A 14,768-nucleotide genomic window follows, 5' to 3' on the forward strand; every position below is an offset into this window, starting at 1 on the left:
AAGGCACAACCATCATGAGCGACCAGCAGATCCGCCACCTGCTCAAGCGGCTCACCGTCGAGCTGCACGACACCCGGGAACGGCTCAAGGAAGCACAGAACCAGACCCCCGAGCCGATCGCGATCGTCTCCGCCGCGTGCAGGCTGCCCGGTGGCGCCGAGTCGCCCGAGCAGTTGTGGCGCATCCTGGCCGAAGGCGTCGACGTGGTCGGCGACTTCCCGCAGGATCGCGGCTGGGACGTCGAGGAGTTGTACGATCCGGATCCCGATCGCCCCGGCACGTCGTACACCCGGCAGGGCGCGTTCCTGTCCGACATCGCCGGGTTCGATGCCGAGTTCTTCGGCATCTCGCCACGCGAGGCGCTCGCCACCGACCCGCAACACCGGCTCCTGCTGGAGACCGCCTGGGAGTTGTTCGAGCGGGTCGGCATCGACCCCACCACGCTGGCGGGCAGCCGGACCGGGGTCTTCGCGGGTCTGAACGGCCAGGACTACGCGGCCCGACTGACCGCGGTGCCCGACGAGGTCGGCGGTTACATCGGCAACGGCAATGCGGCGAGCGTGGCGTCCGGGCGGATCGCCTACTCGTTCGGGTTCGAGGGCCCGGCGGTGACCGTGGACACCGCGTGCTCGTCCTCACTGGTGGCATTGCACCTGGCGGCGCACTCGCTGCGCAGCGGCGAATGCGACCTGGCGCTCGCGGGCGGCGTGACGCTGATGGCGTCACCGCTGGGGTTCATCGAGTTCTCCCGGCAGCGCGGCCTGGCCCCGGACGGACGCTGCAAGGCGTTCGCCGGCGCGGCCGACGGCACCGGCTGGTCCGAGGGAACCGGCCTGGTTCTGGTCGAACGGCTCGCCGACGCACGTCGGTTGGGTCATCGGGTACTCGCGGTGCTGCGCGGCAGTGCGGTCAACCAGGACGGGGCGTCCAACGGGCTGACCGCGCCGAACGGCCCGGCCCAGCAGCGGGTGATCCGGCAGGCGCTGCGCAATGCCCGGCTGACCGCGGCCGACATCGACGCGGTCGAGGCGCACGGCACCGGGACGACGCTGGGCGACCCGATCGAGGCGCAGGCGCTGATCGCGACCTACGGCCGGGACCGGCCCGAGGACCGGCCGTTGTGGATCGGCTCGGCCAAGTCCAACATCGGGCACACCCAGGCCGCCGCCGGGATCGTCGGCGTGATCAAGATGATCGAGGCGATGCGGCACGGCGTGCTGCCCAAGACGTTGCACGTGGACGAGCCGACCCCGCATGTGGACTGGTCGGCGGGCGCGGTCCGCCTGCTCACCGAGGCGCGCGCGTGGCCGGAGACCGGGCGCCCGCGTCGGGTCGGCATCTCCGCCTTCGGCGCGAGTGGTACGAACGCGCACCTGATCCTGGAGCAGCCCGAACCCGTCGAGGCCGATGCGGCGGTCCGATCCGTCGAGGCGGACCGGGACGACGAGGCCGTCGGATCGGGCGAAGAACGCGCGGGCGGGATGCCCGCCGTGCCGTGGCTGCTCTCCGCGCGGACACCCGCCGCGCTGCGCGCCCAGGCGGCAAAGCTCGCGGCACACGTCAGGGGCGCCGCGGTCAGGGCGCGCGACGTCGTGGACATCGGCCATTCGCTGGCCACTTCCCGGGCCAGGTTCGACGAGCGCGCCGTGCTGGTCGCCGCGGACCCGGCCGGGTTCCTGGCCGGCCTCGACGCGCTCGCGGCCGACACGGCGGCCACGGGCCAGGCGCGCGGTTCGGCCGCCGGATCCGGTTCGCTGGCCTACCTGTTCACCGGCCAGGGCAGCCAGCGGGTCGGCATGGGCCGCGAACTGTACGACGCCTACCCCGTGTTCGCGGCCGCGTTCGACGAGATCGCCGCCGCGCTGGACCGCGAACTCGCCGGGCACGTCCGACATCCGCTGCGCGACGTGGTGTTCGGGGTCGCCGAGGACGCGGCCGAGCAGTTGGATCGCACCGTGTACGCGCAGCCGGCCCTGTTCGCGGTCGAGGTCGCGCTGTACCGGCTGTATGCGTCGTGGGGCCTGCGGCCGGACTTCGTCACGGGACACTCGCTCGGCGAACTCACCGCCGCACACGTCGCGGACGTGCTCTCGCTCGCGGACGCGGCGACGCTGGTGGCGGCCCGGGCCCGACTGATGCAGGCGATGCCGACCACCGGCGCGATGATCGCCGTCCAGGCCACCGAGGAGGAGGTCGTCGCCGCGCTGGCCGGGCGCGAGGACCTGGTCGGCATCGCGGCGATCAACGGGCCGCACGCGATCGTGCTCTCCGGCGACACCGACGCGGCCCTCGCGGTCGCCGCCGGGTTCGCCGAACAGGGCCGCAAGACGAAGCGACTGCGGGTCAGCCACGCGTTCCACTCGCCGCTGATGGCCGGCATGCTCGCCGAGTTCGAGCGGATCGCGGCCACGCTCACCTACCGGGCGCCACGCGTTCCGGTGGTCTCCAACCTCACCGGTCGGCCCGCCGGCATCGAGGAACTGGGCGACCCCGGACACTGGGTGGCGCACGTGCGCCACGCGGTCCGCTTCCGGGACGTGATCGAACACCTCGCGACGGCCGGCGTGACCACGTATCTGGAGCTCGGCCCGGATGGCGTGTTGACCGCGATGGCCCAGGACACCTTGGCCGAGCGGCCCGCCGGCGGCGAGCCCGCGGCCGACAAACCCGCGGCCGACGAGCTCGCGTTCGCCGCCGCGCTGCGTCGGGACCGGCCGGAGCCGGACACCGCGCTGCACGCGTTGGGCACCGCGTACGCGCACGGCCACGAGGTGGACTGGTCCGCGCTGTACGCCGGTTCCGGCGCACGTCGGGTCGACCTGCCGACCTACGCTTTCCAGCACCGGCGCTTCTGGATCGAGCAACCGGCGGCCGGTGCCGCGAACGCGTCCGGGCTCGGGCTCGCGGCGGCGGACCACCCGCTCCTGGCCGCCTCGCTGCGGGTGGCCACCGGCGAGGTCACGGCGGCGGACGGCGGAGCCGATGCGGTGCTGCTGACCGGCCGACTGTCGGTGCGCACGCATCCGTGGTTGGCCGACCACGTCGTGTTCGGTTCGGCCCTGGTGCCCGGAACCGCTTTCGTGGAGGCGGCGATCCGGGCCGGCGACGAGGTCGGCCTGGACACCGTCGACGAGTTGGTGATCGAGGCGCCGCTGATCCTGCGCGAACGGGACGCGGTGCATCTCCAGGTGGTGGTCGGCGACTCGGCGGGCGAGCGGGCCGACCGGCGGTCGATCGCGGTGTATGCGCGGCCGGAGCACGCCGAGCCGGACGCGCCGTGGGTGCGGCACGCGGCCGGCTTCCTGAGCGCGTCCGAGGATGCGCCGAGCGCCGCCGCCGAGCCCGAGCAGTGGCCGCCGGTCGGTGCGACGGTGCTCGACGCGAGCGGGGCCTACGCCGCGCTCGCCGAGGCCGGGATCGCATACGGGCCCGCCTTCCGGGGCCTGCGTGCCGCCTGGCGGCTCGGCGACGAACTGCTCGCCGAGGCCGCGCTGCCCGCCGAACAGCACCCGGAAGCAGCCCGGTTCGGCCTCCACCCGGCGCTGCTCGACGCGGCGCTGCACATCGCCTCGGTACGCAGCCTGGACGAGTCCCAGCCGGGCGAGGGCCGTCGCCTGCCGTTCGCCTGGAACGGTGTGCGGCTGCACGCCGCCGGCGCGACCGCGCTGCGCATCCGGATCGCGATGACCGGTCCGGGGGAGCTGACCTTCAGGGCCACCGACGAGAGCGGCGCACCGGTCGTGTCGATCGAGGCGCTGGCGACCCGGCCGGTGACGGCGGATCAACTGGACGGGACACACTCGGCCGGTCAGGACGCGCTGTTCGAGCTCGACTGGATCGAACAACCCGCGGTCGGTGCCCCCGGTACGAACGCGGTGATCGAACTCGACGCGGACTCCGGGCGGCTCGACGACGGCACCCTCGTGCTGGTGGTCGAGGCCGCCGCCGAGGACCCCGTCGGCGCCGCGCACCGCGAGAGTGCCCGCGCCCTGGCGGCACTTCAGGGCGACGCCGAGCGCATCCTGGTGCTCACCCGCGGCGCGTTCGCCGTGGCCGACGGGGAGGTACCCGACCCGGCCGGCGCGGCGGTGGCCGGCCTGGTCCGCTCGGCCCAGTCCGAACAGCCGGGCCGGATCGTGCTGATCGACCTCGACGGGGACACCGCCGTGCCGACCGCGGCGTACGCGACCGCGCTCGCGACCGACGAGCCGCAACTCGCGGTGCGCGCGGGGGCGCTGTACGTGCCGCGGCTGCGCCGGGCCGTGCCGCTGGATCCGCGCGAAGTGCGCGGCTGGGATCCCGAAGGCACCGTCCTGATCACCGGCGGCGTCGGGGCGCTCGGCGCCCTGTTCGCCCGCCATCTGGTGGTCGAACACGGCATGCGGCGGCTGCTGCTGACCGGCCGTCGGGGGCCGGACACCCCCGGAGCGGCCGACCTGGTCGCCGAGCTGACCGGGCTCGGCGCGCACGTGCGTGTCGCGGCGACGGACGTGTCCGACCGGGAGGCCCTGGCCGCGCTGATCGCGAGCGTGCCGGCGGCCTACCCGCTGACCGCCGTCGTGCATGCGGCCGGGGTGATCGACGACGGCGTGCTCGACGCCCTCACCCCCGAGCGGGTATCCGCGGTACTGCGGCCCAAGGCCGACGCCGGCTGGCACCTGCACGAGCTGACCAGGCATCAGGACCTGGCGGGCTTCGTGCTGTTCTCCTCGGTGGCGGCGGTACTCGGCGGCCCCGGCCAGGGCAACTACGCGGCGGCCAACAGCTTCCTGGACGCCCTCGCCGCCCGGCGCCGCGCGCTCGCCCTGCCGGCGGTGTCGTTGGCGTGGGGCATGTGGGCCGAGGCGGGCGGGATGACCGCGCACCTGGCCGAGGCGGACCGGCAGCGGGCGGCCCGAGCCGGGATCCGCGCGCTGGCCTCGGCGGACGGGCTGCGGCTGTTCGACCGGGTGGTGCGGCCGGACGGTGGTTCGACCACGTCGGACCGGGCCGTGCTGATTCCCGCGCCGCTGGATCCGGCGGGTCTGCGGGCCCGAGCACATGCCGTACCCGCGCTGCTGCGCGGCCTGGTCCGGCCGCAGCGGCGGCAGGCGGTCAAGGCGGCCGGCGCGGCCTCGCTCGCACAGCGGTTGGCCGGACTGGGCCGGGCCGAGCGCGAACAGGTGCTGGTCGACCTGGTCCGCGCCGAGGTCGCCGGCGTACTGGGTGCCGATCCCGAGGCGGTCGGCGCCCGGCGGGCATTCGGCGACCTGGGTATGGACTCGCTCACCGCCGTCGAACTGCGCAACCGGCTCAACGCCGGCACCGGCCTGCGGTTGCCCGCGACGCTGGTGTTCGACTACCCGACGCCGAGCGCGCTCGCCGAATACCTGCGCGGCGAACTGCTGGGCGACGTTCCGGACGCGGCCGCGCCACCGGCCGCAGCGAGCGGGCCCGTCGGCATGGCGGACGACCCGATCGTGATCGTCGGCACGGCCTGCCGACTCCCCGGCGGCGTCGCCTCCTCGGGTGATCTGTGGCGCCTGGTCGAATCCGGCACCGACGCGGTGGGGGAGTTCCCGACCGATCGCGGCTGGGACGTCGAGGACCTGTTCGACCCGGACCCGGAGGCGGCCGGCAAGTCGTACACCAGGCACGGCGGATTCCTCTACGACGCCGCCGACTTCGACGCGGGCTTCTTCGAGATCTCGCCGCGCGAGGCGCTTGCCACCGATCCGCAGCAGCGGCTGCTCCTGGAGACCACGTGGGAGGTGATCGAGCGGGCCGGCATCGACCCGACCACGCTGCGCGGCAGCCGGACCGGCGTGTTCGCCGGCGTAATGTACCACGACTACGCGCCGCATCCGGGCAACGTGCCCAGCACGTTGGAGGGTTACGTCGGCAACGGCAACGCGGGCAGCGTCGCCTCCGGTCGGATCTCCTACTCGTTCGGCTTCGAGGGCCCGGCGGTCACCGTCGACACCGCGTGCTCGTCCTCGCTGGTCACCCTGCACCTGGCGGCACAGTCGCTGCGGCTGGGCGAAAGCGATCTGGCCGTCGCCGGCGGCGTGGCGGTGATGGCCTCGCCGGGCGCGTTCACCGAGTTCTCCCGGCAGCGCGGGTTGTCCGTGGACGGTCGTTGCAAGGCGTTCGCGGGGGCTGCGGACGGCGTCGGCTGGGCCGAGGGCATCGGCATGTTGCTGCTGGAGCGGCTCTCGGACGCGCGGCGCAACGGGCACCACGTGCTGGCGGTGGTGCGCGGCAGCGCGGTGAACCAGGACGGCGCGTCGAACGGGCTGACCGCGCCGAACGGCCCCTCCCAGCAGCGGGTGATCCGCCAGGCCCTGGCCAACGCCGGGCTCGCCGCCGCGGAGGTGGACGCGGTCGAGGCGCACGGGACGGGCACCACGTTGGGTGACCCGATCGAGGCGCAGGCGTTGTTGGCCACCTACGGTCAGGGACGACCGGCCGATCGGCCGCTGTGGTTGGGTTCGTTGAAGTCGAACATCGGTCATGCGCAGGCCGCCGCGGGTGTGGCGGGTGTGATCAAGATGGTCGAGGCGTTGCGGCACGGGGTGTTGCCGAAGACGTTGCACGTGGACGAGCCGAGTCCGCATGTGGACTGGTCGGCGGGCGCGGTGCGGTTGTTGACCCAGGCCCGGCCGTGGCCGGAGACCGGCCGACCGCGTCGAGCCGGGGTGTCCTCGTTCGGGGTCAGCGGCACCAACGCGCACGTGATCCTGGAACAGCCGCCGCTGGAGGCCGAACCCGCGCCGAACGACCCGCGGCCCGATGTGGTGCTGCCGTGGATCGTCTCCGCCAAACGGGCGCCGGCCCTGCGCGGACAGGCGCAGCGACTGGCCCAACTGGCCGCCGCCGACCCCGACCCGGTGGACGTCGGCTCGGCCCTGATCGGCACCCGGGCCGCACTCGAGGAGCGCGCCGTGGTGATCGGTGAGCGCGGCTCACTGGGCGCGGGGCTGGCCGCGCTGGCCCGCGGCGACTCGGCCGCCGGCGTGGTGACCGGCTCGGCGGCCGGCACGCTCGGCCGCACGGTGTTCGTCTTCCCCGGCCAGGGCTCGCAGTGGCCCGGCATGGCCACCGAACTCCTCGCCCAGTCGCCCGTGTTCGCATCCCGCTTCGGCGAGTGCGCCAAGGCGCTGGAGCCGTTCGTGGACTGGTCGGCCGTCGACGTGCTGACCGGTGTCGAGGGCGCGCCCACGCTGGACCGGGTGGACGTGGTCCAGCCGGTGTTGTGGGCGGTGCTGGTCTCGCTCGCCCAGGTGTGGCGCTCGTACGGGGTGACCCCGGACGCGGTCGTCGGCCACTCGCAGGGCGAGATCGCCGCCGCCGTGGTCGCCGGCGGCCTCTCGCTCGCGGACGGCGCGCGGGTCGTGGCGTTGCGCAGCAGGGCGATCGTCGCGCTGGCCGGGCGCGGCGCGATGGCATCGCTGGCGCTCACCGAGTCGCAGGTACGAGCGCGGCTCACCGAGTGGGACGGGCGGATCTCGATCGCGGCGGTGAACGGCCCCGGGCAGGTGGTGGTGTCGGGCGAGCCCGACGCCCTGGCCGAACTGGTCGATTCGGTCACGGCCGAGGGCGGCCGGGCCCGACTGATCCCGGTGGACTACGCGTCGCACTCGGCCCAGGTGGACGAGATCCGGGACCGCATCCTGGCCGACCTGGCCACGATCGAGCCGGTATCCGGCTCGATACCGCTCCGCTCGACCGTCACCGGCGAGTGGCTGGACACCGCGACGATGGACGCCGCCTACTGGGCGGACAACCTCCGGGAGACCGTGCGCTTCGAGGAGGCCACCCGCGCGCTCGCGGCCTCCGGGCACGGCGTGTTCGTCGAGGTCGGCCCGCATCCCGTGCTGGTGGCCGCGATCCAGGAGACCCTGGAGGCCGCCGAGGCGACCCGCTCGCTGGTGGTCGGCACGCTGCGCCGCGACCAGGGCGGAGCGCAGCGCCTGTACACCTCGCTCGCCGAACTGTGGGTGCGCGGCGTCGAGGTCGACTGGAGCACCGCCTACGCCGGATACCGGCCGCGGCGGGTGGAGTTGCCCACCTACGCGTTCCAGCGCGAGCGGTACTGGCTGGACGGGAGCCGGACCGCCCAGGGCGCTGCGACCGGGTCCGGGCCGCTGCCGGGCGAGCCGGAGCAGCGGCCCGCCGAGGAGGCGGCACCCACACTGCCGGGTCGGCTCGCCGGACTGACCGGCATCGAACGCGACGCCGCGGTCCTGGTGTTCGTGCGCACCGAGACGGCCGCCGTGCTCGGGCACGGCGACCCGGTCGCCATCGAACCCGAACGCGCCTTCCGCGAACTCGGGTTCGACTCGCTGACCGCGGTGGAGTTGCGCAACCGGCTGAACGCGGGTTCGGGACTGCAACTGCCCGCCACGCTGATCTTCGACCACCCGACCCCGGCGGGTGTCGCCGAGTTCCTCGCGCGACAACCGGCGATCGCCGCTCCGGGTCTGCCGCTGCCGGCCGCTCTGGGCGAACTCGACCGACTGGATGCCGCGCTGACCGCGGACCTCGGCGACACGGACCGGAGGTCGGCGATCATCGACCGACTGCGGAGGCTGGCCGACAAGTGGAGTGAGCCGGCCGTCACCGCGGGGCCCGCGATCTCCGACGAGATCGACCTGGACAGCGCCAGTGACGAGGAACTCTTCGGCCTGCTCGACGGCAACCTCGAATCCTTCTGATCCCCCCGGACTCACCCACCCCACCAGGAAAGGCAGTTCCATGTCGGACGAAGACAAGCTCCGGGGATATCTCAAGCGTGCGCTGGCCGATGTCCGCCAGGCCCGCAACCGGGTCCGCGAGGTGGAGGCGAGCCGGCACGAGCCGATCGCGATCGTCGGGATGGCCTGCCGGCTGCCCGGCGGCGTCGAGTCGCCCGAAGACCTTTGGCGGCTGGTCGAATCGGGCACCGACGCGGTCGGCGAGGCGCCCACCGATCGCGGCTGGGACCTGCGCGACATCTACGACCCGGACCCGGATCGACCCGGCACCACCTACACGACCGCGGGCTCCTTCCTGCCGGACGCCGGGGACTTCGACGCGGCCTTCTTCGGCATCTCGCCGCGCGAGGCGCCGGCCATCGACCCGCAGCAGCGCCTGCTCCTGGAGACCGCGTGGGAGGCGTTCGAGCGGGCCGGCATCGACGTCACCGGGCTGCGCCGGACCCGGACCTCGGTGTTCACCGGGATCGCCGGCATCGACTACGCGCCGGCCCTGGATCAGGTCCCGGAGGAGTTGGAGGGCTATCTCGGGACCGGAACGCTCGGCAGTGTGGCCTCCGGCCGGATCTCGTACACCTTCGGCTTCGAGGGTCCGGCGGTGACCGTGGACACCGCGTGCTCGTCGTCGCTGGTGGCGCTGCACCTGGCCACGCAGTCGCTGCGCGCGGGCGAGAGCGATCTCGCGGTCGCGGGCGGGGCCACGGTGATGGCGTCGCCGATGGGCTACGTCGAGTTCTCCCGGCAGCGCGGGTTGTCCGTGGACGGCAGGTGCAAGGCGTTCGCCGCGTCGGCGGACGGCACGGGGTGGGCCGAGGGCGTCGGCGTGCTGATCCTGGAACGGCTCTCCGATGCCCGACGGCTCGGCCACCGGGTGCTGGCGGTGGTGCGCGGTAGCGCGGTGAACCAGGACGGCGCCTCGAACGGCCTGACCGCGCCCAACGGACCCGCACAGCAGCGGGTGATCCGGGAGGCGCTGGCGAACGCCGAGCTGGCCACGAGCGATGTGGACGTGGTGGAGGCGCACGGGACGGGGACGACGCTGGGTGATCCGATCGAGGCGCAGGCGTTGTTGGCGACGTACGGGCAGGGTCGGGATGCGGATCGGCCGCTGTGGTTGGGTTCGTTGAAGTCGAACATCGGTCATGCGCAGGCCGCTGCGGGTGTGGCGGGTGTGATCAAGATGGTCGAGGCGTTGCGGCACGGCGTGTTGCCCAGGACGCTGCATGCCGAGGAGCCGACGCCGCATGTGGACTGGTCGGCGGGCGCGGTGCGGTTGTTGACGCAGGCGCGGCCGTGGCCGGAGTCGGATCGGCCGCGTCGGGCGGCGGTGTCGGCGTTCGGGGTGAGCGGGACGAACGCCCACGTCATCCTCGAACTACCGGAAGCCGAGGTCGAGATCCCGGCGGAGCGGGACGAGCTGCCGGAGCCGGCGGTGTTGCCGTGGGTGTTGTCGGCGAAGACGCCGGAGGCTTTGCAGGCGCAGGCGGGTCGACTCGTGGAACGGCTCGGCGCGGACCGGTCACCGCGGACCGCCGATGTGGGCTTCTCGCTGGTGTCCACCCGGGCCACCTTCGGCGAGCGGGCCGTGGTGGTCGGCGACCGGAACGCGCTGACCGACGCGCTGGACGCGGTACGCCGCGGCGATTCCGCGACCGGCGTGATCACCGGGTCGGCCGGGCCGCTCGGGAAGACCGTGTTCGTCTTTCCCGGACAGGGTTCCCAGTGGTCCGGGATGGCTGCGGAACTCTTCGCCCAGTCGGCGGTGTTCGCGGACGGCTACGAGCAGTGCGCCAAGGCACTGGAGCCGTTCGTCGATTGGTCGCCGGTCGAGGTGTTGACGGGTGTGTCGGGTGCGCCGTCGTTGGATCGGGTGGATGTGGTCCAGCCGGTGTTGTGGGCGGTGTTGGTGTCGTTGGCCGAGGTGTGGCGGTCCTTCGGAGTGGCCCCGGATGCGCTGGTGGGTCATTCGCAGGGGGAGATCGCGGCGGCGGTGGTGGCGGGTGGGTTGTCCCTGGAGGACGGTGCGCGCGTGGTGGCGTTGCGCAGTCGGGCGATCGTGGCGTTGTCCGGGCGTGGCGGGATGGCGTCGGTGGCCGAGCCGGTGGCGGCGGTCAGTGAGCGGCTTGCCGGGTGGGGTGGGCGGATTTCCGTTGCGGCGGTGAACGGACCGGGTCAGGTGGTCGTCTCCGGAGAGCCGGAGGCGCTCGCGGAGTTGGTTGCGGCGGTGACGGCGGAGGGTGGTCGGGCTCGCCTGATCCCAGTGGATTACGCATCGCATTCGGCCCAGGTGGAGGAGATCCGGGACCGGATCGTGGCGGACCTGGCCGGGATCGCGCCCGTCTCCGGGACCGTCCCGGTGTGGTCGACGGTGACCGGTGACTGGATCGATACGGCGCAGCTGGACGGCGCGTACTGGGCTACCAATCTGCGGGAGACGGTGCGGTTCGAGGAGGCCGTGCGGGGGCTTTCGGCCGCCGGGCACGGGGTGTTCGTGGAGGTGAGTCCGCATCCGGTGTTGACGTCGGCGATCGAGGCGACGTTGGAGGAGGCGGGCGTGCCGGATCCGGTCGTGGTGGGGACGTTGCGCCGCGACCAGGGCGGCCTGCAACGCCTGTACACCTCGCTGGCCGAAGCCTTCGTCCGCGGCGTGCCGGTGGACTGGGCGGGTGCCTACACCGAACACCAGCCGGATCGCGTCGAGTTGCCCACCTACGCCTTCCAGCGCAGGCGCTACTGGCGGGAGACCCTCGCCCGACCCGCGGCCGACGCCGCCGCGCTGGGTCTTCGTTCGGTCGACCACCCCCTGCTCGGCGCGTTCGTGCGCACCGGCGACGGCGACGACGTGTTGCTGACCGGACGGATTTCGGTGCGTTCGCATCCGTGGCTGGCCGATCACGCGGTCCAGGGCACCGTGCTGTTGCCGGCCTCCGCGTTCCTGGAGTTGGCGGTGCGGGCCGGGGACGAGGTGGGATCGGCCGCACTGGACGAGTTGGTGATCGAGGCGCCACTGATCCTGGCCGATCCGGACGCGGCCGTGCACCTGCGGGTCGCGGTGGCCGCGACGGGCGAGGACGGACGTCGCCGGGTCGCGGTGTCCTCACGGGAGGAGTCGGCCTCGGACGACGCGGAGTGGGTGCGGCACGCCGGCGGGTTCCTCGGGCCCGAACCGGTCGGGGCCGAGGACGTGCCCGAGCCCGGCCTCGGCGACTGGCCGCCCGCCGACGCGGTCGAGGTGCCGGTGGCGGACGCCTACGAGCTGTTGGCCGCCGCCGGGATCGACTACGGGCCGGTGTTCCAGGGGCTCCGGGCGGCCTGGCGTGCCGACGGGGCGCTGTTCGCGGACATCGAGCCGGCCGAGGAGCAGGCCGACGACGCGGCCCGGTTCGGAGTGCATCCGGCACTGCTCGACGCGGCGCTGCACGTCGCGGTGGTGGATGCGCTGCGGCGCGCCGAGGAGGCCGACGAACCGGCCGCGATCAGCCTCGCCTACGCCTGGAACGGTGTGCGGCTGCATGCGAGCGGAGCCGCCCGACTGCGGGTTCGACTCACCCCGGTCGGACCGGACGCGGTGTCGATCGAGGCCTTCGACGAGACCGGGGCGGCTGTGCTCTCGGTCGGGTCGCTGGTCTCGCGCCCCGTGCCCGGTGGCCGGCTCGCCGGCGCCGGCAGCCGACCGCGGGTGGTCGGGGCCGACGCGCCGAACCCGGGGGCCGCACGGCGGACCCGGCGGACCGCGCGCTCGGCGCCGGCGATCGCCCGATCGACGCTCGCACAACGGCTCGCGGCGGCCTCCGAGGACGAGCGGGAGCAGATTCTTGCGGACCTGGTGCGCACCGAGCTCGGCGTCGTGCTCGGGCACGCGGCCGACGAGTCGGTGGAGGCCGACCAGGCGTTCCTGGAGGTCGGCCTCGACTCGCTGACCGCCGTGGAACTGCGCAACCGGCTGGCCGGCGCGACCGGTCTCCGGCTGCCCGCCACGGTCACGATCGCGCACCCCACCCCGCGCGCCCTCGCCCTGCACCTGCGCGTCGAGCTGGCCGAACAGAGCAACTCGCCGGTATCGCAAACGGGTTCGGAGGAGGCACCCGTCGAGCGCACCAGGGGCGCGCTGGCCGCCTTCTACGTCCAGCTGTGCGCGGCCGGGAAGTACAACACCGCGGCCGAGGTGATCATGGCCTCCGCGGGCCTGCGGCCGTCCTTCCCGGAGGCCGAACGGGACCGACACGTCAAACCCGTGCTGCGCATCGCCGGCGGCGATGCCGGCCCCGCGATCGTCTGCTTCCCGTCGCTGAGCGCGATCTCCGGGCCGCACGAGTACGCCCGGTTCGGGCAGGTGTTCCAGGGCGAGCGGGACGTGTTCGTGATCCAGACCCCGGGCTTCGCGGCCGACGAGTCGTTGCCCGATCACGCCGACACGCTGCTGCGCATGCACGTGGAATCGGTGCGGGCGGCCGTGGGCGATCGACCGTTCATCGTGGTGGGGCGCTCGATGGGCGGCTGCATCGCGCACGAGGTGACCCGTCGACTGGAGGCCGAGGGGGTCCGGCCACTTGCACTCGGGCTGATCGACACGTTCCCGATCGACACCGCGCTGGTGCCGGGCATGGACTGGTGGCTGCCCGCGATGATCGAGGGTCTGCTCGGCCGGGTCGCGCAGTACGACATGACGCTGGACGACACCAACCTGACCACGATGGGCCTGTACCAGAGGCTGTTCGCGGACTGGAAGCCGCAGCCGATCGGGACGCCCACCCTGGTCGCGCAGGCACAGACGCCGGTGGCGGGCACCGTGATCGACCCGGAGGGTCGCTGGGACTGGCGGGCGTACTGGCCGCTGCCGCACGACCTGATCGGCATCACCGGCGACCACTTCACCGTGCTGGAGGACCACGCCGACCTGACGGCGACGACGATCGTGGACTGGGCGGCCGGGCTGTCCGGGTGACCCGCGCCACCACCGCAGTGACCCGCAACACCACTACGAGGCTGGGAAATTCATGACGAAGGTACTGTCCCCGGCGGATCTCGCCGAGATCCACCGCACGCTCGCGCTGTTCGCGCACGTCTTCGACAACGGCGACGTGGCCGGGCTCGACCTGGTATTCACCGAGGACGTCGTGGTCGAGATCGGCGTCGGCCCGGCGCGGGCCTTCCGGGGCATCGCCGAGTTTGCCGAGTACACCCGGGGCAAGAGCGCGGCGACGCCTGACCACCACACGCTCAACACCACCGTCGAGGTGGACGAGCACGGTCAAGTCCAGGCGCGCAGCCGCTACATCGGGATCAACCCGGCCGGTCGGCTCACCGGCGGCGAATTCCTCGACATTCTGCGTCGCACGCCGGCCGGCTGGCGGATCGCCTATCGACTGAGTCTGCCGCGGGCCCCGCGGCAGGCGGGCGCGGGCGTGGTCAAGGCCGAATTCCCGCTGCCGGTCCGGCTTTCCGAGGTGGTCGCGCCGTGACCGCCGGACCGACCCTGCGCGCCGAGGACGTCGCGGAGATCCACGACACGCTCGCGCTGTTCGCGCACGTCTTCGACAACGACGACATCGCGGAACTCGGGCGGGTGTTCACCGAGGACGCGGTGATCGAGAACACCATCGGAAGCGGTTACACGATCGACGGCCTGGCCTCGGCCCGGCAGTTCACCGGTCGGCGCAGCCCGGACACCCCCGACCACCAGACCCTGGACACGGTGCTCCTGGTGGACGCGAGCGGCACGGTCCGGGCCCGCAGCCGCTACATCGCGACGCTGATCGACGGCGAGGTGCACGGCGGGGACTACTACGACATCCTGGAGCACACCGCACGCGGTTGGCGGATCAGGTACCGGGTCTCGGTGCCGCGACACCCGATCCTGGACCGGATCGACCTGCCGGCGCAGTTCGCCGACGCGTGGCGGCCCACCGCGGAGAACGTGGTCCGGTTCGAACGGGACTGACCGACGGACCCGGGCGGGACCGACACGTTCGGGACGGACCGGCTGTCCGCCCGGAACGGGCCGTCGGTCACGCCCGGCCCGGAACGGCCGAC

The 14,768-nt window shown here is 73.4% G+C and carries 4 protein-coding genes; all 4 read left to right on the forward strand.

Annotation, left to right across the window (positions count from 1 at the left end):
* Positions 1-11 precede the first annotated feature (11 nt).
* Genes ACIBM5_RS11685 through ACIBM5_RS11700 form a run of 4 tightly spaced genes read left to right on the forward strand, consistent with a single transcriptional unit; the run spans position 12 to position 14,676 of the window.
* Positions 12-8,696: a type I polyketide synthase gene (locus ACIBM5_RS11685; RefSeq protein ID WP_396006773.1), complete on the forward strand. Its 8,685-nt coding sequence runs from the start codon at positions 12-14 to the stop codon at positions 8,694-8,696.
* A gap of 40 nt (positions 8,697-8,736) precedes the next feature.
* Positions 8,737-13,680, forward strand: a complete 4,944-nt coding sequence (locus tag ACIBM5_RS11690; protein ID WP_396006664.1) for an acyltransferase domain-containing protein — start codon at positions 8,737-8,739, stop codon at positions 13,678-13,680.
* Between the two features lie 52 nt (positions 13,681-13,732).
* Complete coding sequence (locus ACIBM5_RS11695; RefSeq protein ID WP_396006665.1) at positions 13,733-14,197, forward strand: nuclear transport factor 2 family protein; 465 nt, start codon at positions 13,733-13,735, stop codon at positions 14,195-14,197.
* Positions 14,194-14,676 carry a nuclear transport factor 2 family protein gene (locus tag ACIBM5_RS11700; RefSeq protein WP_396006667.1) on the forward strand — a complete coding sequence of 161 codons (483 nt, stop codon included), beginning with the start codon at positions 14,194-14,196 and terminating at the stop codon, positions 14,674-14,676. The genes ACIBM5_RS11695 and ACIBM5_RS11700 overlap by 4 nt, the downstream gene beginning before the upstream one ends.
* Positions 14,677-14,768: the final 92 nt, after the last annotated feature.

The organism is Embleya sp. NPDC050493 (assembly GCF_044458105.1).
Taxonomy (GTDB): Bacteria; Actinomycetota; Actinomycetes; order Streptomycetales; family Streptomycetaceae; genus Embleya.

Coding starts and splice junctions, on each gene's coding strand:
- ACIBM5_RS11695 (WP_396006665.1), top strand. CDS start 13,733: ATGACGAAGGTACTGTCCCCGGCGGATCTCGCCGAGATCCACCGCACG.
- ACIBM5_RS11690 (WP_396006664.1), top strand. CDS start 8,737: ATGTCGGACGAAGACAAGCTCCGGGGATATCTCAAGCGTGCGCTGGCC.